At 59.3% G+C, this 20,839-nt stretch carries 26 protein-coding genes; 9 read left to right on the top strand and 17 right to left on the bottom strand.

What is annotated here, in order from left to right; genetic code table 11:
* Positions 1-112: 112 nt before the first annotated feature.
* The 3 genes from CRP02_RS14895 to CRP02_RS14885 all read right to left on the bottom strand — a co-directional run bounded on the left by CRP02_RS14895 (position 113) and on the right by CRP02_RS14885 (position 2,291).
* On the bottom strand, positions 113-1,219 hold the full coding sequence (locus CRP02_RS14895) for a putative zinc-binding metallopeptidase (protein ID WP_097171593.1): 1,107 nt from the start codon (positions 1,217-1,219) through the stop codon (positions 113-115).
* 167 nt (positions 1,220-1,386) lie between these two features.
* The gene (locus tag CRP02_RS14890) at positions 1,387-1,578 is read right to left on the bottom strand and encodes a CsbD family protein (RefSeq protein ID WP_097101754.1); all 192 of its coding nucleotides are present in this window, start codon (positions 1,576-1,578) and stop codon (positions 1,387-1,389) included.
* 107 nt (positions 1,579-1,685) lie between these two features.
* Positions 1,686-2,291, bottom strand: a complete 606-nt coding sequence (locus CRP02_RS14885) for a YqgE/AlgH family protein (protein ID WP_003511807.1) — start codon at positions 2,289-2,291, stop codon at positions 1,686-1,688.
* A 162-nt stretch (positions 2,292-2,453) separates the two neighbouring features.
* Between CRP02_RS14885 and CRP02_RS14880 the strand changes: the two genes are divergently transcribed.
* Together CRP02_RS14880 and CRP02_RS14875 are read left to right on the top strand one after the other, a co-directional pair.
* Complete coding sequence (locus tag CRP02_RS14880; protein ID WP_019564180.1) at positions 2,454-3,302, top strand: protein-disulfide reductase DsbD domain-containing protein; 849 nt, start codon at positions 2,454-2,456, stop codon at positions 3,300-3,302.
* 122 nt (positions 3,303-3,424) lie between these two features.
* Positions 3,425-3,910, top strand: a complete 486-nt coding sequence (locus tag CRP02_RS14875) for a peroxiredoxin (protein ID WP_003511803.1) — start codon at positions 3,425-3,427, stop codon at positions 3,908-3,910.
* A 64-nt stretch (positions 3,911-3,974) separates the two neighbouring features.
* On the opposite strand, the gene CRP02_RS14870 is transcribed toward CRP02_RS14875, so the two are convergent.
* The 12 genes from CRP02_RS14870 to coxB form a co-directional block, all read right to left on the bottom strand.
* Complete coding sequence (locus tag CRP02_RS14870; protein ID WP_097101752.1) at positions 3,975-4,283, bottom strand: Dabb family protein; 309 nt, start codon at positions 4,281-4,283, stop codon at positions 3,975-3,977.
* Positions 4,284-4,411: 128 nt separating this feature from the next.
* On the bottom strand, positions 4,412-4,852 hold the full coding sequence (rnhA, locus tag CRP02_RS14865) for a ribonuclease HI (RefSeq protein ID WP_003511799.1): 441 nt from the start codon (positions 4,850-4,852) through the stop codon (positions 4,412-4,414).
* On the bottom strand, positions 4,849-5,817 hold the full coding sequence (locus CRP02_RS14860) for a homoserine kinase (protein ID WP_097172785.1): 969 nt from the start codon (positions 5,815-5,817) through the stop codon (positions 4,849-4,851). The genes rnhA and CRP02_RS14860 overlap by 4 nt, the downstream gene beginning before the upstream one ends.
* Before the next feature lie 92 nt (positions 5,818-5,909).
* Positions 5,910-6,956 (bottom strand): 4-hydroxy-3-methylbut-2-enyl diphosphate reductase, encoded by a 1,047-nt coding sequence (ispH, locus tag CRP02_RS14855; protein ID WP_019564182.1) that lies wholly within the window; start codon positions 6,954-6,956, stop codon positions 5,910-5,912.
* 63 nt (positions 6,957-7,019) lie between these two features.
* A complete protein-coding gene (locus CRP02_RS14850; RefSeq protein WP_097171592.1) occupies positions 7,020-7,754 on the bottom strand; it encodes an SURF1 family protein in 735 nt (244 codons plus the stop codon).
* 10 nt (positions 7,755-7,764) lie between these two features.
* Entirely contained in the window at positions 7,765-8,151 is a 387-nt protein-coding gene (locus CRP02_RS14845) for a DUF983 domain-containing protein (RefSeq protein WP_097171591.1), read from the bottom strand.
* Positions 8,152-8,251: 100 nt separating this feature from the next.
* Entirely contained in the window at positions 8,252-9,127 is an 876-nt protein-coding gene (locus CRP02_RS14840; RefSeq protein ID WP_003511788.1) for a cytochrome c oxidase subunit 3, read from the bottom strand.
* Positions 9,128-9,190: 63 nt separating this feature from the next.
* On the bottom strand, positions 9,191-9,820 hold the full coding sequence (locus CRP02_RS14835; protein ID WP_097171590.1) for a cytochrome c oxidase assembly protein: 630 nt from the start codon (positions 9,818-9,820) through the stop codon (positions 9,191-9,193).
* Between the two features lie 41 nt (positions 9,821-9,861).
* Positions 9,862-9,993: a hypothetical protein gene (locus CRP02_RS27965; protein ID WP_013635615.1), complete on the bottom strand. Its 132-nt coding sequence runs from the start codon at positions 9,991-9,993 to the stop codon at positions 9,862-9,864.
* Positions 9,993-10,946: a heme o synthase gene (locus CRP02_RS14825; RefSeq protein ID WP_097171589.1), complete on the bottom strand. Its 954-nt coding sequence runs from the start codon at positions 10,944-10,946 to the stop codon at positions 9,993-9,995. Before CRP02_RS14825 ends, CRP02_RS27965 begins: the two co-directional genes overlap by 1 nt.
* Positions 10,947-11,327: 381 nt before the next feature.
* Positions 11,328-13,037: a cytochrome c oxidase subunit I gene (gene ctaD / locus CRP02_RS14820; protein WP_097101737.1), complete on the bottom strand. Its 1,710-nt coding sequence runs from the start codon at positions 13,035-13,037 to the stop codon at positions 11,328-11,330.
* Between the two features lie 17 nt (positions 13,038-13,054).
* The gene (gene coxB / locus CRP02_RS14815) at positions 13,055-13,918 is read right to left on the bottom strand and encodes a cytochrome c oxidase subunit II (RefSeq protein ID WP_019564187.1); all 864 of its coding nucleotides are present in this window, start codon (positions 13,916-13,918) and stop codon (positions 13,055-13,057) included.
* A 441-nt stretch (positions 13,919-14,359) separates the two neighbouring features.
* Here coxB and CRP02_RS14805 point away from each other — a divergent pair, with 441 nt between their 5' ends.
* The 5 genes from CRP02_RS14805 to CRP02_RS27960 all read left to right on the top strand — a co-directional run bounded on the left by CRP02_RS14805 (position 14,360) and on the right by CRP02_RS27960 (position 18,260).
* On the top strand, positions 14,360-14,884 hold the full coding sequence (locus CRP02_RS14805) for an invasion associated locus B family protein (protein ID WP_003511775.1): 525 nt from the start codon (positions 14,360-14,362) through the stop codon (positions 14,882-14,884).
* Between the two features lie 79 nt (positions 14,885-14,963).
* Positions 14,964-16,379 (top strand): metalloprotease TldD, encoded by a 1,416-nt coding sequence (gene tldD / locus CRP02_RS14800; protein ID WP_097171587.1) that lies wholly within the window; start codon positions 14,964-14,966, stop codon positions 16,377-16,379.
* A gap of 275 nt (positions 16,380-16,654) precedes the next feature.
* On the top strand, positions 16,655-17,092 hold the full coding sequence (locus tag CRP02_RS14795) for a bleomycin resistance protein (protein WP_003511773.1): 438 nt from the start codon (positions 16,655-16,657) through the stop codon (positions 17,090-17,092).
* 6 nt (positions 17,093-17,098) lie between these two features.
* Positions 17,099-17,773, top strand: coding sequence for an HAD family hydrolase (locus tag CRP02_RS14790; RefSeq protein ID WP_097171586.1), 675 nt, complete (start codon positions 17,099-17,101; stop codon positions 17,771-17,773).
* A gap of 256 nt (positions 17,774-18,029) precedes the next feature.
* Complete coding sequence (locus CRP02_RS27960) at positions 18,030-18,260, top strand: hypothetical protein (RefSeq protein WP_323455369.1); 231 nt, start codon at positions 18,030-18,032, stop codon at positions 18,258-18,260.
* 54 nt (positions 18,261-18,314) lie between these two features.
* Here the strand turns inward: CRP02_RS27960 and CRP02_RS14780 are convergent, their stop codons facing one another.
* The gene (locus CRP02_RS14780; RefSeq protein ID WP_097171585.1) at positions 18,315-18,620 is read right to left on the bottom strand and encodes a MazG nucleotide pyrophosphohydrolase domain-containing protein; all 306 of its coding nucleotides are present in this window, start codon (positions 18,618-18,620) and stop codon (positions 18,315-18,317) included.
* A 150-nt stretch (positions 18,621-18,770) separates the two neighbouring features.
* Between CRP02_RS14780 and CRP02_RS14775 the strand changes: the two genes are divergently transcribed.
* Entirely contained in the window at positions 18,771-19,550 is a 780-nt protein-coding gene (locus CRP02_RS14775) for a TSUP family transporter (RefSeq protein ID WP_179784028.1), read from the top strand.
* Positions 19,551-19,579: 29 nt separating this feature from the next.
* Here the strand turns inward: CRP02_RS14775 and pdxH are convergent, their stop codons facing one another.
* Complete coding sequence (pdxH, locus tag CRP02_RS14770; RefSeq protein WP_097171584.1) at positions 19,580-20,200, bottom strand: pyridoxamine 5'-phosphate oxidase; 621 nt, start codon at positions 20,198-20,200, stop codon at positions 19,580-19,582.
* A gap of 56 nt (positions 20,201-20,256) precedes the next feature.
* Here pdxH and CRP02_RS14765 point away from each other — a divergent pair, with 56 nt between their 5' ends.
* Entirely contained in the window at positions 20,257-20,706 is a 450-nt protein-coding gene (locus CRP02_RS14765; RefSeq protein WP_003511767.1) for an RT0821/Lpp0805 family surface protein, read from the top strand.
* Positions 20,707-20,839 lie beyond the last annotated feature (133 nt).

Below are 20,839 nucleotides of genomic sequence, written 5' to 3'. Positions count from 1 at the left end.
ATATGGGGTGGTAAAGGGCTACTCCATCCACCGCCGTCATTCCGGCATTGAGCCGGAATGACGGGAGAAGGAAACGGCGCGTTTCCTGACTATGACTTCTCGTGTCCCTTATTCACTGCACCATCGCGAACTGCTGCGTCTGCTGTTGAGGCATCGCGTCGATCCTGCCGTGTAGCAGGTCGTGGATGAACTCCATCTTGCTCACAACAGGCGGGGCCAGCACGAAGGGATAAAGGTCCGCCTCCCCCATGCTGCGCTGGATCGAGTTGATGGCGACGCTGAGCGGAATCCAGGCCTTGACCAGCTGTGCGGCGCTACGGGCATTATAGGGATCGAAAGTGACCTCCGCCGCCATTTCCTCATGTCCATCGGGATCTATCGCCACGCCAAAGGCGCGCGCGGTTTCCAGCGTGTCGACGATGTGCAGATAATGCGCGAAACATTCGGCAAAATCCTCCCAGGGATGCACGGAGGCATAGGCGCTTATGAAGGTTTCCTGCCAGTTGGGGCGCGGCCCCTGCTCGTAATTGCGCTGTAGTGCCGCGGCATAGTCTTCGCGCTCGTCGCCGAATACCGCGCGGCAGGCCTCCAGTCGGTTCTCATCACGAACCAGCTTGTTCCAGATGAAATGCCCGACCTCATGGCGGAAATGGCCAAGCATGGTGCGATAGGGCTCGTTCATGTTGGCGCGCACCTGCTCGCGCGTCGCATCATCCACCTCTGCCGCGCGAATGGCGATCAGGCCCTCGTCGTGGCCGGTCATGGCGGGAATGACGGAACCGTCAGGTGCGACCTCGTCGACCAGAAAGTCAAAGACTAGCCCACCGACAGGATCGGCATCGCGGTTGGGATGCGGCAGGCCGAGACGCAATATCGAATAAAACAAATGCCGCTGCGCCTGGCTGATGCCGCGCCATTGTTCGATGCCCTTGTCCGTCGCGATATTCGGCACGAGACGGTTATGGCTGCACGCCGGGCAAAATGCGTTCTGGCTTTCCGCCGGCACCGACCAGTTGCAGATGTCGTTCACCTCATTGGCGCAAAAACGCACCTGTCTTTCCGGCTGGGCGATAAGTTGCCAGTTCGGCTCACCCGCAGGCGCCAGCGCTTCCATGGAGAGGCGATCCGGCACGAAGGCCAGACGATGGCCGCAGGAGACGCAGAAACGATTATCGAAGTGGACTGGCTGGCCACAGGAAGCGCAGGAAAAAAGCTTCATTCATGAAACCCTTGCGGTGGATGAGTTGAGTGAAGGCGAATATAAGAGACCAACGTGAAAGGCGTAACAAACCCGCCCTTCAGGCCTCCAGACGACAAGAGCGCATGTGCGATAACACATGCGCTCCAAAGCACCGCATCAAAGACACGGGAGCCCGTCAGGCGGCATTACATACGATCAACGGCACCCTTGACCGCATCCTTGGCCTTGCCGACGTTCTTCTGTACCTTGCCTTCGGTTTCCTGAGCGGCACCCTTGGCGCGCAGCTCGTTGTTGCCGGTTGCTTCGCCGACGTTTTTCTTGACCTTGCCAGCAACTTCCTTGGCTGTACCGGCGATTTTATCTGATGTGCTACCCATGTTACTGCTCCCTAGTTGAGCCGTACTGTCTGTGCGGCTTTCGGGATTGTTAACGTCAGGGATTGGGATTGGTTCCAGCAGTTGACAAAAGGAGCGTCACGAAAAAATCAGGCGTGGCCGGCTTCCGCAGAAAGCATGCGAGCATCCACACCCATAAGCGCAAGCGCCCGCTCGTATTTGTTGTCCAGTCCACGGTCGAAAATCAGCTCTTCCGCCGCCGGGCAATTCAGCCATCCATTATTGGCGATCTCGTTTTCCAGCTGGCCCGGACCCCAGCCGGCATAACCGAGCATCATGGTGGCCTTTTGCGGGCCGCGACCGTTGGAAATGGCGCGCACGATATCCAGCGTCGCCGTCAAGGAAATGTCGTCGCTGACGGGAATGCTCGATTCACTTAAATAATCATCGGAATGCAGCACGAAACCCCGGCCGGATTCGACTGGGCCGCCGCACTGGATCGGAAACTCCCGGGTGCGGTTGGGCAGCATGATGGCATCGTTGCTGTCCACCAGCTTCAGATGCAGCAGAATATCCGTGAAGGTGATCTGCTGCGGCCGATTGATGATGAAACCCATGGCTCCGGCATCCGAATGGGCGCAGATATAGACTACCGAACGGGCAAAATTGCCATTGTCCAGCCCCGGCATAGCGATAAGGAACTGGCTGTCGAAAAAGCCACGTTCGCGTTTGTCCATCAGGGTTGAAAAGCTCACCGGCGCCTCCAGCTTGCCGAATTCCATCATTGAACGGGAAAGCGGCGTTCGCACTTCGACAGAGCACAGGATGCGGCATCGCGCCCGATCAATCAACCGAAAATGATGAACCGCACGAATTCGTAACTGGTCCATCGGGCGATGTTGGGTTAGACGGAAAGAATGAGCGTCAGGACATTCTTTCGATTTTCACATCTTCGCCTCGCTGTTGCCTTCGCCGCCCTTCTCGGTGGCGGGCAAGTAGCGCAGGCCGAAATTACCGACTGGGCGAGAAGTGAAGGCGGCCAGATGCGTGTGGCGAGCCTTGCCATGGATGCGGACGGCGTGGTGCGCGGCGTGTTGCAGATCGAGCCGAAAGACGGCTGGATAACCTATTGGCGCGAACCAGGCGAAGCTGGAATACCGCCCAAGATCACGCTTGATCCGGCAAGCGGTGTAAGCCTGACATCAATGGCCTATCCTGTTCCCAAGCTCATCGAGAACGGCGATATCACCGATATCGGCTACGATCACGCCGTCAGCATTCCCTTCCAGTTGAAAGCCGTTGACGCCAAAGCGGGAGGCAACATCGACCTCACCGCCTTCATCGGCGTCTGCCAGAATATCTGCATTCCCTTTGAGGCGACGTTTTCGATCAGCCGCGGCAATGCGGGCGATGACGACCACGAAGAGCGGCGATTGCTGGAAGAGGCGCGCGAGACGCTGCCAGAGGCTGCGTCCGACGATTTCAAGGTTGTCGATTTCCACATCACGCCCGACAAGACCATGCTCGGCGTGCAATTGCAGCTACCGGAAAACGCGCCGAAGGAGACCGAGATATTCATCGCCGGCCCCTCGGGTTTTGCCTATTACGAGCCGCAGAACCTGGTGCGCGACAAGCGCAAGCTCTCCTTCTACATGAACATCAAGGGCTTGCCGAAAACCTATCAGGTGCAGGGCAACAGCTGGCCCATTCTTGTCAAATCCGGCGATCGGACCATGGAGACCATGCTCAACTTTCCAAAGCCCTGACCGGGTCGGCGGCATATCCCGAACGGCTGTCTCAGCCATGGAATTTCCCGCGAAAACCGTATGACAGTTTTCTTTTCCTTGCTCTATAGTCGCGCGAACCAAACGGCCATAGGAGCATGGACATGACTATCAAGATCGGCGAAAAACTGCCTTCCGCAACCTTCAAGGAAAAGACCGCCGATGGCCCGGTGGAAACCACCACCGATGCGCTTTTTGGCGGCAAGACGGTGGTACTTTTCGCCGTACCCGGCGCTTTCACGCCCACCTGCTCGCTGAACCACCTGCCGGGCTACCTCGAAAACCGCGACGCCATTCTCGCAAAGGGCGTGGATGACATCGCCGTCGTTTCCGTCAACGACTGGCACGTCATGGGCGCATGGGCACAATCGTCCGGCGGCCAGGGCAAAATTCACTTCCTTGCCGACTGGGACGCCGCTTTCACCAAGGCGCTCGGCCTCGATGCCGACCTCTCCGGCGGCGGCCTCGGTGTGCGCTCCAAGCGCTATTCGATGCTGGTGAAAGACGGCGTGGTAACGTCGCTCAACGTGGAAGAAAATCCCGGTCAGGCGACGGTCTCGGCCGCTGCGGCGATGATCGAGCAGCTTTAAACCGCCTCTCTGTCGTCGCGAATGAAGCACAGTATCCATTAAAGGGCGGTCAAACCGCCCTTTTTCACACGTTCATATCAAACACCAGAAGCCCGGCCAGACCGCCATCGGTCAGCGAGACCAGACGTTGACCGACTTCCATGTGCTGCGGGTGCGCCAGATATTCGTCGCGGGCTTCCGGGCTTTCCAGTGTCACGATGAAGCCATCGACGAAACCGCCGTTCAGGCCTTCCGGCGAAACATTCTGGCCGTATTTTACATCGATTATGCCGGGTATCACGTCCTTGAGGGCCGCAATTGCCTCAAACACCGCGTGTTTTTCAGAGGATGCCGTTGCAGCCTTGAACCGTAGAAATACACAATGCTGGATCATCTGAATGTCTCTCCTCCGCTGGAACATCGTCCAACTGTTTGACGACAAGATAGATCGGGTTTCAGTTTTCACAATCCCTTATCACGGTTGGCCCGGATCAGGGCCGAGTGGAAGAAATCAGACTTCCGTTACCGGCGTTTGAAAGGCTCCATGCCCTTGCGTGCCAATTCGTCGGCGCGCTCGTTTTCCGGGTGGCCGGCATGGCCCTTGACCCAGTGCAGCGTCACCTTATGGCGCTCCTGCGCCGCCTCCAGCGCCTGCCACAGCTCCACATTCTTGACCGGCTTGTTATCGGCGGTTTTCCAGCCCTTCTTCTTCCAGCCGAAAATCCACTTGGTGATGCCATCCTTGACATAGGCGCTGTCGGTATAGAGATCGACTTCGCAGGGGCTTTTCAGCGCGTTGAGCGCCGAGATGGCCGCCAGCAGCTCCATGCGGTTGTTGGTGGTATCGGCCTCGCCGCCGGACAATTCCTTTTCGGTCTCGCCATATCGCAGCACAGCACCCCAGCCGCCCGGACCGGGATTGCCGGAGCAGGCGCCATCGGTGAAGATATCGACATGTTTCATTCGCCAACCAGCCCGTATTCGGCGACATGGCCGATGGAGCGGTGGAACCGCAGCTTGCGCAGATATTCCAGCGGGTCTTTCTTCACCACCAGCGCGCCTGCCGGCGTCGTCAGCCAGTCATAGAGGCGGGTCAGGAAGAAGCGCAGCGCCGAGCCGCGTGCCAGAAGCGGCAAGGCATCCAGTTCCGCCTCGCTCAACGGACGCACTGACTGGTAACCTTCCAGCAGCGCCTTGCCCTTGGTGACGTTATAAGCGCCATCCTTCTCGAAGCACCAGGCATTGAGGCAGATCGACACGTCATAGGCGAGGAGGTCGTTGCAGGCGAAGTAAAAATCGATCAGGCCGGAAAGCTCGTCGCCGAGGAAAAACACGTTGTCCTGGAACAGGTCCGCATGGATGACGCCCGCAGGCAAATCCTTCGGCCAATGGGCGGCGAGATAATCGATTTCCGGGCGGATCTCGTCTTTCAAGCCCTTCTCCACCTCGTCGGCGCGGTCTTCAGACTTGTCCCACAGCACCTTCCAGCCATCGACGGAGAGCGCATTGGGGCGCTTGATCTCGAACCCCTCACCGGCCAGATGCATGGCGGCCAGCGCCTTGCCGACCTCCCGGCAATGTTTCGCTTCCGGTTTTCGCAGCCACATGCCTTCAAGGAAGGAGATCAGCGCCGCCGGGCGGCCGGACAATTCGCCCAGCAGTTCCCCGTCCTTGCGCGGCAGCGGCAAGGGGCAGGACAGACCCTTGGCGGCCAGATGCTGCATGAGACCGAGGAAGAACGGCAGATCGGATTTTTCCACGCGCTTTTCGTAAAGCGTCAGGATCAGCGGATCCTTCGTCGTATGCAGCAGGAAATTGGAGTTTTCGACGCCTTCGGCAATGCCCTTATAGGATGTGAGGCTGCCAACGTCGTATTGTATGAGGAAATTCCTCAGATCATCTTCGGTGATGTCCGTATAAACTGCCAATTTCAAATCTCTTGATGAAGGATGGAGTGAAAATTTGAAGAGGGGATGACGTATGCGCGGCGGGAACCGCTCACATATCTCGCCATCCCGGTCTAGGCGCCAGTGGCGGCTTTCGGTGGCAGGGCATTGCTGGCATTGCCGTTCACGAAAGCCATGTCGTCCGTCGTCAGCTCGATGCTGCGCAGTTCGCGGTTGACGAGGAAATGTTCCGTTTCCTCCACCGTGACGGCCAGATCGAGCGTCGTATCGAAACGCGCCTTGAAGGCTTCGATGATCTCATCAACGATGACCTCCGGCGCGGAAGCGCCAGCCGAAAGACCGACGGTGCGGATATCGCCGATCGCATCCCAGTCGATTTCCGCCGCACGCTGCACCAGAACCGAGTGTTTGGCACCGGCACGCAGCGCCACTTCCACCAGCCGTTTCGAGTTTGACGAATTGGGCGCGCCGACCACGATGAAGAGATCGCAGCCGGGGGCCGCCTGCTTTACCGCATCCTGACGGTTGGTGGTGGCGTAACAAATGCTGTCGGCGGCTGGTGCCTGAATGGCCGGGAAACGTTCCTGCAACCGGGCAATAACGCCTGCGGTATCATCGACAGACAGCGTTGTCTGGGTAACGAAACCGAGGTTTTCCCGGTCCACCGGTTCATAGGTGCCGGCATCCTCCACCGTCTCGACCAGCGAGACTGTGCCTTCGGGCAGCTGGCCCATGGTGCCGATGACCTCAGGGTGACCGGCATGGCCGATCAAAACGACATGGCGGCCGAGTCGCTGGTGGCGCATGGCCTGCTTATGGACCTTGGAGACCAGCGGGCATGTGGCATCGAGATAAAACAGGTTGCGCGCCTGCGCATCCTCCGGCACGGATTTCGGCACACCATGGGCGGAAAAGACCACCGGCTGCTCGCGATGTTCGGTGGGGATTTCGTGCAGTTCCTCGACGAAAATCGCGCCCTTGGCTTCCAGCCCCTCGACCACGTATCGGTTATGGACGATTTCGTGGCGGACATAGACCGGCGCGCCATAGGCTTTCAGCGCCAGCACGACGATCTGGATCGCCCGGTCCACGCCCGCGCAAAAGCCGCGCGGTCCGCACAGCCTTATCGTCAAAGGGGGTTTGGAAACGGCGATGTTCATTCGTGCTCCTTGGCGTGCTCCTTGCCCTTGCCCGGTAGCCAGCCTTACCGGACAGGGCGCGCGTTAGTCACCTTGCGCCTTACCGTTCCGGAAATAGGCAAAACCGGCGACGATGACAAGGGCCGCCGCCAGACCATACCACGTAATCGCATATTGCAGGTGATTGTTGGGCAAATCTATCAGCGTCACGCCGCCCTGTGGCCAGCCGCCGGGGTTCGGCGCATCGTCGGCATCCACGAACAGGTTGACCAGCCTGTTGGGCGGGATATCGGTGCTCGACGCCATGGCCGCCAGATCCTTCCAGTAGAAGATGTTCTTGGCGATATCGTTATCCGGCAGCAGTGAAGACGGTTTTGCAACGAGCGGCGCGCGCGCCAGTCCCTTGATTTCCACCTCGCCAGCGACCTGCCCTTCAGGCCGCTTCGTCGCCTCCTTCATCTCAAAAGGCACGAAGCCGCGATTGACGAAGAGGATGCGGCCATCGGCAAGCGACAGCGGAGTATAGATGTAATAGCCGGTTCTGCCCTGGTGGGTGGCGAAGAAATGCCGTTCGCGGGCATGATCGAAAACGCCGGAAACGTTGACCCTGCGATATTCAATTTCGCCGCCGCTTTTGGCAATGGCCTCTATCTGAGAGAGCGTGGCCGGGCTTGCGTTGCGCCGCGCCTCGATATCGGCAATCAGCGCTTCTTTCCAGTAAAGCCGCTTCACCTGCCATGTGCCTAGTCCGAGAAGGATGGCAAGTGCCAAAAGGACGAGCGGCGCGGCAAACCAGATGCGTCTTTCCGCCGCCTTCATGTGGGAAACCTCATTCACGATCAAGCCTGCCTTCGCTTGCATTGTTGCGGTATTGCAGCGCAATCATGATGCCCTTCATCTTGCGCAGCAGCACGAGGGAGACGATCACCGCAAAAGGCAACCAGAGCATGACATGCACCCAGACGGGCGGCGCAAAACGCTGATCGAACCAAAGCGCCAGCCCGACGACAAGGAAACCGACGATCAGCATGACAAAGACTGCCGGGCCTTCACCCGCATCGGCAAAGCCGTAATCCAGCCCGCAGGCGCTGCATGCGGGTTTCGGGGTCAGGAAGCCGTCGAACAGCCTGCCATTGCCGCAACGCGGGCAGCAGCCCTTCAGCCCGACTTTTATTGGGTCCACCGGCGCAAAACCGCCGTTTTCGGGTTCAGACATGATGGCCTCCCGCCTTGGGCCGGTTAAACCTCCGTCCGGCCCGCCTGTTTAAACACAAAGGGCGGCAGATGCCGCCCTCCGAGTCACAAAACAAACCGCATCACTCCGCCAGCGGCGCGCCCCAGCCGCCCCAGATGTAGATCGCGAAGAACAGGAACAGCCAGACCACGTCAACGAAGTGCCAGTACCAGGCAGCCGCTTCGAAGCCGAAATGCTGTTTCGGCGTGAAGCCGCCGGCAATGGCGCGCAGCAGGCAGACCAGCAGGAAAACCGTGCCGACGAAAACGTGGAAACCGTGGAAGCCGGTCGCCATGAAGAAGGTCGCGCCATAGATCGAGTTCTTGAAATCGAACGGGGCGTGCATGTATTCGTAAACCTGCACGGTCGAGAACAGGACGCCGAGAGCAACGGTGAGGACGAGACCGGTGATCAGGCCCTTGCGGTCATTGTGCAGCAGGGCATGGTGCGCCCAGGTGACGCAGGTGCCCGACAAAAGCAGGATGACGGTGTTGTAGAGCGGCAGGTGCCAGGGATCGATGACCTCGATGCCCTTTGGCGGCCACTGGCCGCCGGTATATTCGAGCCGCGACGCCTGAATGGCCTCGTGCGGATAAAGGCTGGCATCGAAATAGGCCCAGAACCACGCGACGAAGAACATCACCTCAGAGGCGATGAACATGATCATGCCGTAACGCAGGTGAAGCGAAACGACGCGGGTGTGGCTACCCTCATTGGCTTCCTTGATCGTGTCTGCCCACCATGCGTACATGGTGTAGAGCACGATGACGAGACCGATGTAAAACAGCCAGGGATTGGCCAGTTCCATGCCGAACAGCTTGAAGGAGCCAGCCGACAGGTAACGCATGTAACAGACGCCGCCGAAGGTCAGAATGAAGGCGCCAATCGAGGCCAGAAGCGGCCAGGGGCTTGGATCTATGATGTGGTAGTCGTGGTTCTTCTGATGCGTATCTGCCATGTGTGACAATCCCCTGGTATCTCTTCCCAGACCCGGCCCTGCTCAAAAGGCCCGAGTCTCCTCTCACAATTTGCTTTCGCCAGATTCAGTCTTTACCGGCAAGGACGCAACCGGTTTTTCGGTTTTGGCCGGATAAAACGTATAGGACAGCGTCAAAGTATGAATGTTCTTCGTTTCGCGCGCCGTGGCGATATCCGGATCGATGAAAAACACCACCGGCATTTCGAGCGTTTCGCCCGGCTGAAGCGTCGTTTCGGTGAAGCAGAAACACTCCACCTTGTTGAAATAAGCGCCTGCTTCCATGGGCGTGACGTTAAAGACCGCCGTGCCCGTGGTTGCCACCGCTGAGCGGTTCGTCGCCTTGAAATTGATCTGCACCGTTTCGCCGATTTTCGGCGTGACCAGCTTGTCGACCGGGCGGAAATCCCAGTTGAGGCCATTCGACGTATTTGCGTCGAAGGTGACGTTGATGGTCTTGTCGAGAATGACGTCGGAATATTGCTCGACGCGCTGGGTCGTGCCGTTATAGCCGGTGACGCGGCAGAACAGGCTGTAGAGCGGAACGGCGGCATAGGCCATACCGATCATAGCGCAGAAAAACACGAGACAGAGCACGAGGATGGAGCGATTGCTCACCCGCTGCGTCTCGGCCATTGCCTTGTCTGCCCCGATATTTGCCCCGGTATTCGCCATGTCCCCTCCTCTCCTCCGATCATGCTCTCACTGTCAGGCCGTCAATGCGAGCCGATCTTGATGATGGTGATGACGTAAAACAGCACCACCAGACCGGCGAGCAAGACGCCGAGCGCTACGTTGCGCCCGCGCCTTGATTTTTTCTGCGCCGCGCTCAGTTCCACGGTTTCCATCAAAAAACTCCCGAAATCACGGCCTTGAGGGCCGGAGCGAAATGATCGGCCAGGAGGCCGGAGAAGATGGCGAAGAGGTAAAGCACCGAATAGGCGAACATCTTCTTGGCGGGCAGCATTTTTTCGTCACCGTCAGGCATGCGCCGGACATCGAGCGAACAGTAAACGAAGATCACGCTCAGCACGGCAGCGAAAATGCCGTAACCGAGGCTCGCAAGACCGGTGAAATACGGCGCGACCGCAGCGGCAGCCGTCAGCACCGCGTAAACGATCATCTGGTTCTTGGTGGAGCGCTCGCCCGCCACGTTCGGCATCATCGGAATGCCGACGGAGCCGTAATCGCGCATCTTGAACAGCGCCAGCGCCCAGAAATGGGCTGGTGTCCACAAGAAGATGATGAGGAAGAGAATGATGCTATCAAGCGAAACGCCGCCGGTGACGCAGGCCCAGCCAAGCATGGGCGGGAAAGCGCCGGCAGCACCACCAATGACGATGTTCTGCGGTGTCGAGCGTTTCAGCCACATCGTATAAACGACGGCGTAGAAGAAGATAGTGAAGGCGAGCAGTCCGGCGGAGAACCAGTTGACCGCAAGGCCGAGGATGACCACCGAAAAGGCCGAGAGCGTCAACCCGAAAGCCAGCGCCTCGCCCGGGGCTACGCGGCCGGACGGAATCGGCCGCTTGGCGGTGCGGCTCATCACGGCGTCGATATCGGCATCGTACCACATGTTGAGTGCGCCGGATGCGCCGGCACCGACGGCAATACAGAGAATGGCGATGAGGCCGAGGACCGGGTTGATGTGGCCCGGCGCCAGCACGAGGCCCGCAAACGCCGTGAAGACGACGAGCGACATGACGCGCGGTTTCAGCAATTCGAAATAATCGCGCGCGCCGGCTTCCGAAAGTTCGGAGCTTTCCAGGCCAAGCATTTCGCGATTGTCTATGACGGTCATTTCGTATCCTGTTTTTCTTCAGATGCCGCTTGCCGCGACATCCCTTGCACCAGCCCGAAAACAGAGTGTCGTTTTCGGCATGCACGGTGCGTCAATTCATTGGTCCGAACGTTCCGGCACGGGCAGCACAGGGGTCAAAGACCCGATGCCATGCGCCTGGCATATCGCCACGCCCGTTCCGTCGCCCTGCTGCGTCTGCCCATTCATAGTGGCAGTACTTGGCTTTTATCATGTCGCACGAAAAGCTTCGCTTGGACAAAATGCCTCACGCAGCAGCAGACACCGTCCGCCTCAAGGGAAACGGCGCGGATAAGCCCACACCATCCCCTCTTTTCAGCTTCCGGAGCTCGCAAGCCCTGCCCGCGCACTCCGGTCCGGCATTCAGCGAATGCGCGGAAGCTGTTCCCACTGGTGGTATGGCGGCGGAGAGGACAACTGCCATTCGAGCGTCGTCGCACCTTCACCCCAGGGATTGTTGCCAGCGATCCGCTTCTTGGCGAAGGCTTCCCAAACACCGAAGAGGAAGATCAACACGGCAACGGCCGAGATATAGGAACCATAGGAAGACACCAGGTTCCAGCCGGCATAGGCATCGGGATAATCGATGTAACGACGCGGCATACCGGCAAGGCCGAGGAAGTGCTGCGGGAAGAAGATCAGGTTCACGCCAACGAACATCACCCAGAAGTGGAGCTTGCCGATGACCTCATTGTACATGTAGCCGGTGATCTTCGGGAACCAGTAATACCAGCCGGCGAAGATCGCGAAGACCGCGCCGAGCGACAGAACGTAATGGAAGTGCGCCACGACGTAGTAGGTGTCGTGCAGCGAGCGGTCGAGACCGGCATTGGCGAGCTGGACGCCGGTAACACCGCCGACCGTGAACAGGAAGATGAAGCCGATTGCCCAGACCATCGGGGTCGAGAAGGTCAGCGAACCGCCCCACATCGTCGCGATCCACGAGAAGATCTTGATACCCGTCGGCACCGCGATGACCATGGTTGCAAAGACGAAATAACGCTGCGCTTCCAGCGAAAGGCCGACCGTGTACATGTGGTGCGCCCACACGATGAAGCCGACAGCGCCGATGGCGACCATGGCGTATGCCATGCCGAGATAACCGAAGACCGGCTTCTTGGAGAAGGTGGACACGATGTGGCTGATGATGCCGAAGCCGGGCAGGATCAGGATGTACACTTCCGGGTGGCCGAAGAACCAGAACAGGTGCTGGTAGAGGATCGGATCACCGCCGCCTTCCGGCGAGAAGAATGCCGTGCCGAAGTTACGGTCGGTCAGAAGCATGGTGATGCCACCAGCCAGAACCGGCAGGGAAAGCAGCAGCAGGAATGCGGTGACCAGAACCGACCAGGCAAAAAGCGGCATCTTGTGCAGCGTCATGCCCGGAGCGCGCATGTTGAGGATGGTGGTGATAAAGTTGATGGCGCCAAGGATCGAGGACGCGCCGGCAACGTGCAGCGAGAAGATCGCAAGATCCACCGCCGGTCCCGGCATGCCGTTGGTCGAAAGCGGCGGATACATGGTCCAGCCGCCACCCACGCCGTAACCGCCCGCCGGACCTTCGACGAAAAGCGACAGGAGCAGCAGGATGAACGCCGGAACGATCAGCCAGAAGGAAATATTGTTGAGGCGCGGGAAAGCCATGTCAGGAGCGCCGATCATGATCGGGATCATCCAGTTGGCAAAGCCGCCGATCATCGCCGGCATGACCATGAAGAAGATCATGATGAGCGCGTGCGCTGTCGTGAACACGTTGAACATGTGCTTGCCGCCGTCGATGGCAGCATCGCCCTCGAAGCCGTAAACCATGGAGGCCAGACCGTGGAAGATCTGGATGCCCGGCTCCTGCAGCTCCATACGCATGACAACCGAAAGCCCGCCACCGATGATGCCCGCCATGATGGCGAAGATCAGGTAGAGCGTGCCGATGTCCTTATGGTTGGTCGACAGGAACCAGCGGGCGAAAAAGCCCGGCTTATGGGAATGATCATGCGAATGATCATCATGCGCGCGCCCATCATGAGCGGATTGACCATGCGAGTGATGATCGTCGTGTGCGGAAGGTCCAGCCATTGTCGTCACTCCAGGTCTCAGTTGGTTTCGTTGGCGGCAACGTCGACCGTGCGCGGAGCGCCATCGACGGAGGCCATCAGTGCCCGGTTCGCGCCGTTCAGATCTGAAGCGGCGGCGGCGTGCCAGGCATTGTACTGCTGTTCGGAAACCACCCGAATGGCGATCGGCATGAAGGCGTGGTCCTTGCCGCAAAGCTCGGAACACTGGCCGTAATAAAGGCCTTCCTTCTCCGGCTTGAACCAAGTTTCGTTGAGGCGGCCCGGAACGGCGTCGATCTTAACACCGAAAGCGGGCATGGCGAAGGCGTGGATGACGTCCGTTGGCGCCGCCGTCACCAGAAGGCGAACGGTCTTGCCGACCGGAACGACCATTTCATTGTCTACCGCGAGAAGACGCGGGTAGCGGGCCTTGTCCTCCTTGCCCGCAGCAGCGCGATCCTGCTCCTTCAGCAGATAGCTGTCGAAGGCGAGCGGCTCGGCGCCCTCGGCAGCCTTGTATTCGTAATTCCACAGCCACTGCGTCGCAGTCGCCTTCAGCGTCAGATCAGGGTTTTCCGGCTGCGTCAGCTGCGCGTTCAGAAGATTGAACGACGGGAAAGCGAGGAATAGCAGAATGAGAACCGGCGCAAGCGTCCACACCACTTCGATCGCGGTGTTGTGGCTGGTCTTGGACGGCACCGGATTCTTCGCTGCGCGGAATTTCAAGGCGACGATAATAAGCAGCGCAAGAACGAAAAGCGTAACCGGAACAATGAACCAGAGCGTATATTGTTCAAACCAGCGTATTTCGTGCATGATCGGCGTGGCGGCCTCCTGCATGCCCATTTGCCAATGCACCGGCTGATCGGCGTGGGCGCCGACAGCCGTGAGCAGACAGGTCATCCCCGCCAGTGCTGCGTAAATCCTATTCGTCACGGTACCCTCTCCCTCACGCGTCTGATCTTGATCAATTACAGACGCAGAATCCATGCTTATGTTACTAACTTCAAACCACAGTTTGTCCTCTGCCGCAATATGCGTAAGGACACGGATGTCAGCCAATTTCACCATTGTTCATCGCAGCCGAGTTTCCCACGTCCCGTATCCCGCAAGATATTTCAGGCGCGCTTGGCAATGGTCAAAATCCGGCGCAGCCCCTGCTGGCAGCGCTTTTGCAGCAGGCTTCAGCCACCAGGCACCGGCTGCCGCACGGTCAAATCACGCGCATGCACCTGGCAACAGGTCCTATTTCCGCCCAACTCGGCTGGAATTGAGGTACCAAGGCTTTTTTTTCCGGATTATGGCGTCAAAATAGCCGCACTGATTCGAATCCCAGAGGTATCCATGCGTCTTTCCCCGCTCGCGCGCACTTTTCTTGCCGCCGCCGGTCTTGCCATCATCGCTCCCGCCGCAGCGGCGCTGGCGCAACAGCAGCCGCCCGGAACGCCGAAGTCGACGCATGGAGCATGGTCGGTGATCTGCGACAAGCCGGCAGGCGCATCCGAAGATCAATGCGCCCTGATGCAGAACGTGATTGCCGACGACCGCCCGGAAGTGGGGCTTTCGGTGGTGGTCCTGAAAACCGCCGACCGCAAGTCGCGCATCCTGCGTATCCTCGCACCGCTTGGCGTGCTCCTGAAGGACGGCATGGAGCTTTATATCGACAACAACAATATTGGCCGCGCCTATTTCACCCGCTGCTTCTCCGAAGGCTGCTATGTCGAGGTCGATATTGACGACGAACTGCTGAAGGTTCTGCGCGCCGGCAAGAACGCGGTTTTCGCGCTGCGTGAATCCGTGGATCAGGACCGGGTGGGTATTCCGATCGAGCTCACCGGCTTTGCCGAAGGCTATGACGCCCTTCCCTGAAGCCTCGTCTAAAGAGACAGCCTTGCGTCTGTCGGCTCCAGTGCCTAAATCGAAGGAACGATAAAGACTGGAGCCTTCAATGACCAACGACCTTGTAAATCTCTTCGATTGCGACGAGACGCAGTTGCGCAAGCTGGTCGCGGAAGCGCTCACCGGCGCTGATGATGGCGAGTTGTTCATCGAACATGCGCAGGCCGAATCGCTGACCTTCGATAATGGCCGCCTCAAGGGCGGTTCGTTCAACACGGACCAGGGCTTCGGCCTTCGCGCCGTCGCCGGGGAAACCGTGGGCTATGCCCATGCGGGCGAACTGTCTCAAAGTGCGCTGAAACGCGCTTCGGATGCGGTTGGCGCCGTGACCAGAGGGTATTCCGGCTCCTATGCCGCAGCCCCGCAGCGCACCAACAAGAAGCTCTATGGCGACGAAAACCCCATCGGCAGCCCGAGCTTTGAGGAGAAGGTGAAACTTCTCACCGATATCGATGCCTATCTGCGCGACAGGCACGCAAATGTCCGGCAGGTGACGGCGACGATTTCCGCAAGCTGGCAGGTAGTGGATATTCTGCGCGCCGATGGCCATCGCGTCAGCGATGTCAGGCCCATGACCCGTATCAATATTTCCGTGGTGGCTGGTGAAGGCGACCGGCAGGAAAGCGGCTCCTACGGCATTGGCGGCCGCGTCGGCTTTGGCGATTTCATCACCACGGAGAACTGGCAGCGCGGTGCGGACGAGGCGCTGCGCCAGGCGCTCGTCAACCTGAGCGCCGTCGATGCGCCGGCCGGCACCATGGATGTGGTGCTCGGCTCCGGCTGGCCCGGCGTCATGCTGCATGAGGCTGTGGGCCATGGCCTCGAAGGCGATTTCAACCGCAAGAAAACCTCGGCCTTTGCCGGCCTGATGGGCGAGATGGTGGCCGCCCCCGGTGTGACTGTGGTGGATGACGGCACCATCGACAGCCGCCGTGGTTCGCTCACCGTCGACGACGAGGGAACACCGTCGGCCTATAATGTGCTGATCGAGAACGGCAGGCTGGTGGGATACATGCAGGACCGCCAGAACGCCCGGCTGATGGGTGCGAAGGCGACAGGCAATGGCCGCCGGCAGGGTTATGCCTATGTGCCGATGCCGCGCATGACCAACACCTACATGCTGTCAGGCGACAAGACGCCCGAGGAGATCATCTCCTCCGTCAAGAAGGGCATCTATGCCGTTTCCTTCGGTGGCGGTCAGGTGGATATCACATCAGGCAAGTTCGTGTTCGGCTGCACCGAGGCCTACCTCATCGAGAACGGCAAGATCGGCGCGCCGGTGAAGGGTGCCATGCTGATCGGCAACGGGCCGGACGCAATGAAACGCGTCTCGATGATCGGTAACGATTCGAAACTGGACACGGGCATCGGCAATTGCGGCAAGGCAGGACAATGGGTGCCGGTTGGCGTCGGCCAGCCGCATCTGCGCATGGACCAGATCACCGTCGGCGGCACGAAGGCGTAGTTCCGGCCTCGAGCCGGAATCCAGCCTGTCCGCGTCCGCTTGGCGAGATGAGTCTTTTCAGCCCAAGGACTTGGGCTGACTGGGTGCCTGATCATGTCCGGCATGACGTGAGAAAAGCTGTGGCAGGACGAAAAGTTGAACCTGCTTCAGCTCACAACTCCGCACATGGCTGCCATGATGAGGATTCCTCTGGCAAGTCACCCGGAAGACGATAATATCGCCCCATCACCGCAGGCCACGCCTCCCATCGCCGGGCCTGCGCGGCAAAGGAGACCATGACCATCATACGAAATGCCCTCGTCCCGGAACTAGCCGTCAGCGACTGGCAGAAAAGCCGCGCTTTTTATTGCGACCTGATCGGTTTTCATGTGGTTTATGAGCGCGCCGAAGAGGGCTTTGCCTATCTGGCGCTGGGTGATGCGCAGCTGATGATCGACCAGATCGGTGCGACCCGGACCTTCGTGGCGGAAAATGCAGCGCTTGAATTTCCGCTGGGCCGCGGCATGAATCTGCAACTTGCCGTTCCTTCCCTGCTGCCCATCCTCGCCCGGCTTGAGCGGGCCTCAATCGATCTTGTCCTGCCGTCAGAGGAAAAATGGTACAGGCGCGGCACAGTCGAGGTCGGCAACCGGCAATTCATCGTCGCCGATCCGGACGGTTATCTGCTCCGCCCGTTCGAAAGCCTCGGCGAACGCCCCTTCCGGTTCGGTTGAGCTGCCATGCTGCCTTTTCTCCCGCATGCTGTCGTTTTCGACATGGACGGATTGCTGATCGAAAGCGAGACGCTTTATCGCGATTCCTTTCTGGCCGCGTCAGATGAGGGCGGCCACAGAATGCGGGTCGAGACCTATCAGAAGGTCTGCGGCAGCCCGTGGGATGTCATCACCGGCACCATTTTCGCCGATTATGGCGCGGATTTTCCGATCGACAGCTTCCGCGACGCCTGGCTCCGGCATCTTGCCGTGATGATGGCGGAAGGCGTGGCGCTGAAACCCGGCGTCGTCGAAATCCTCGATCTTCTCGACAGGCTCGATATCCGCCGCGCCATCGCCACCTCCTCGCGGCACGATTCCGTCACGCGTCATCTCGGCCCCTATGACCTGCTCAAACGTTTCGATACCATCGTCGCCCGCGGCGACTATTCGGAGCCGAAGCCGTCGCCCATGCCATATCTTACTGCCGCAAAACGTCTCGGCATCGATCCGGGCCGTTGCCTGGCGCTGGAGGATTCCTGGCACGGCGTGCGGTCCGCCTCCTCGGCGGGCATGATGACGATCATGGTTCCGGATGTCGCGCCGCCGACCGAGGAAATGCGGGAAAAATGCATCGCCGTTTCAAGCGATCTTCATGCGGTTGCCGGCCTCCTGCAACAGGCGCCGTTATCAGAGGCATGAAGGCGCGTCACATGCCTTTAGCCATTGGTCTTTATGGTGCCTCACATATAGGCTGACAGGCCGATCCCGCTCGAATTCATTTGCCGGCGCATTCATCAACGGAGTAGTCACGCTGCTTGTTGCCGTGTCGCTCGCGACGCTAATAATACTCGCGCTTTGCGCATTTCAGATCGTCCTTGCGGCGGGTGCGCCCTTCGGTCGCTTCGCCTAGGGCGGCGAGCACAGGGTCCTGCCCGTCGCGCAGCGCTTTACCAGCGTGGCGGCTGTCGCGGTCTATATCCTGGCCGCATCGTTTCCGCTGCAAAAGGCAGACCTCATCACGCTCTGGCCGGCAGGCTGGGTCGAACCCGGCATCTGGATCATCGCCTGCACGCTTGCGGTGAACATCGGATTGAATGCAATGTCGCGAAGCCGTGCGGAGCGGCAGGTCATGACGCCAGTGGCCGCCATTCTCGCCATTCTGTTCTTTACCGTCTCGCTGTCTTGATCGCGGCAGTGGCAGATCCGGCCGCGCAAAGGCCGGTTACCTTGCCGTAACCTGTCAAGCCGACGGTGTAAAACGCCACTTGCGCTCTATCGATCCTTCGATGTCGAGACCGTTATAATGGGCGAGCAGCAGCACATGGCCGAGGAGATCGGCGGTTTCGTCGGCAAGATCCCGTTTCATCTCCTCTTCGCTTCTGCCTTTGCTGCGCCCACGCCCCGTCAGCCGGTTCCAGGCCTGCGTGACCTCACCAACCTCCTCCTGAAGCTTCAGCATATACCAGTCGGGATCGGGGACGATCCCATTTTCCTCGGCGTATTTCTGTGAGGCAGCTTCAAACTGACGCATCAAGACAGCAAGCATTTGTTCATCCTTTGTTCGTGAGATACAACTCTGATCACGATTCTCGGGCGGCGTCGATTCGAAAGCGGATCGTGCGACAATGAGCTGAAATTTCCGCAACAGGTGCCTGCATGCGGGATAAAGAGGTATTCGAAACCCATGCAGTCACCCATGCCTCTCCTCGATTTTTTCTCGGCTCTCATCACCGCGCATAGTCCGACGCTGATCGCCATGTTTGCGGGCGCCGCCTTTCTCGCCGGACTTGCCCGCGGCTTTTCCGGCTTTGGTGCGGCCCTCATCTTCATTCCGCTGGCAAGCGCCATTGTCGGGCCGCGCATCGCCTCGGTGGTTCTTCTTGTGGTGGACGGCGTTTTGACGCTCGGCATGATACCGCCGGCCTGGCGCATGGCCGACCGGCGTGAAGTCTTCACCATGGCGGCCGGTGCGCTTGTCGGCGTCCCGCTTGGAACGCTGCTGCTTTCCGGCGGGGATCCGCTCACCCTGCGCTGGATCATTTCCATCGTGGTTGTCGTGCTGCTGTTATTTCTCGTTTCCGGCTGGCGTTACAGCGGCCGGCCGAAAACGCCGCTCACCCTGTTCACCGGGCTTGTTGCCGGGCTGTTTTCGGGTGCGGCGCAACTGGGCGGTCCACCCATCGTCGCCTATTGGCTTGGCGGCGCCCTTAAGGGCGCTTTCGTGCGCGCCAATGTCATTCTCTATTTTGCGATTTCGACCGTGATCTCCGCCACCAGCTATTTTTTTGGTGGCCTGTTCACCGCTGACGTCTTTGTTTTTTTCCTGCTGGCCCTGCCGTTTTACGGGGCGGGTCTTTATGCAGGTGCGCGGCTGCACGGGCTTGCCGACGAGGCAGCGTTCAGGCGCATCTGCTACGGCCTGATCGCCATTTCCGCCGTCATCGGCCTGCCGCTATTTGATTCGCTGCTGAAATAGGCAGCCAGGATGGCCTGCCCCTGCAGCTTTCAAGGATACATGCGGACCTTGGACCACGGTTCATCCGGCGTCTCGCGGCGGAATTCGACACGGTCGTGCAGGCGGAACTTGCGGTCGTGCCAGAACTCGATGCTGACCGGGCGAATGCGGAAACCGGACCAGTAGGAGGGGCGTGGAATATCGCCGATCGCATATTTAGCGGTGTATTCGGCAACCGCCTTTTCCAGCGCGAACCGGCCTTCCAGCGGCCGCGACTGCTTCGACGCCCAGGCGCCGATGCGGCTTCCGCGCGGACGCGAGGCGTAATAGCTATCCGCTTCCGCGTCGGTAACGATCTCCACCTCGCCGCGCAGACGCACCTGCCGGCGCAGGCTTTTCCAGTGGAAACACATGGCCGCTTTTTTCTGGCCTAGGATCTCGCGCCCCTTCTGGCTTTCGAAATTCGTATAGAAAATGAAGCCGCGATCGTCGACGTCCTTCAGCAGCACCATGCGCACATTCGGCAGGCCGTTTTCATCGACGGTTGCAAGTGCTACCGCGTTCGGATCGTTGATTTCGGAGGCCGTCGCGTCCTTCAGCCATTCGGCAAAAAGCGTGAACGGTTCATTTTCTTCAGTGAAGTCACTGGATGTTAACCCCGTTTCCGACATATTGACTAAAATGCTCCCGAGCTGATTTGGACCCCAGAGATGATCTCTGGCGAAAGATGGTGACCGTCATAGCAAAGTCGAACAGTCGAACAAAGGGCCTCCTTTCATCGATAGCGGAAGTTTCCGCCATCGTGTCAATGCTTGTGGTGCTGAGCGGATGCGTCAGCCTTGACCTGTTCGGCGGCGACAAGGTCGATCGCTCGCTTTCCACCGCCTCTGTTCCCAACCAGCCCAATAATAACCCGCAGACCGACGACGCGACCATCCGCAATGCGGTGACATCGGCGGATCTCACCAAACTTGCGGAACAGCCCCTGCCCTGGGCCAATGCCGCAACCGGCAGCGCCGGTGTCGTCACCACCATTCACGAAGACAAGTCCAGCGGTTTCGTCTGCCGCGATTTCAAGACGACGCGCCACTCTTTCGAAGGTGTGGCGAGTTATGCCGGGCAGGCCTGCCTGTCGGAAACCGGCGAATGGTTACTCACCCGCTTCGAACAGAAATAAACTGTTTACCCTGGCGCGCGGAATAAATCCGGCCGCATGGCGGCGCGCATTCCCCGTAAACAACTGCTTAGCAACTTATTGCCACAGTCGACGTTGTTTGAACCGAGGGCATGCATGCGAATGATCGCAGGCA

It is taken from the genome of Rhizobium sp. AN5 (genome assembly GCF_900215255.1).
GTDB classification, from domain to species: Bacteria; Pseudomonadota; Alphaproteobacteria; order Rhizobiales; family Rhizobiaceae; genus Agrobacterium; species Agrobacterium tumefaciens.
The sequence above is the reverse complement of the archived record's forward strand: the minus strand, read 5'-3'. Positions and strand labels throughout refer to the sequence as shown.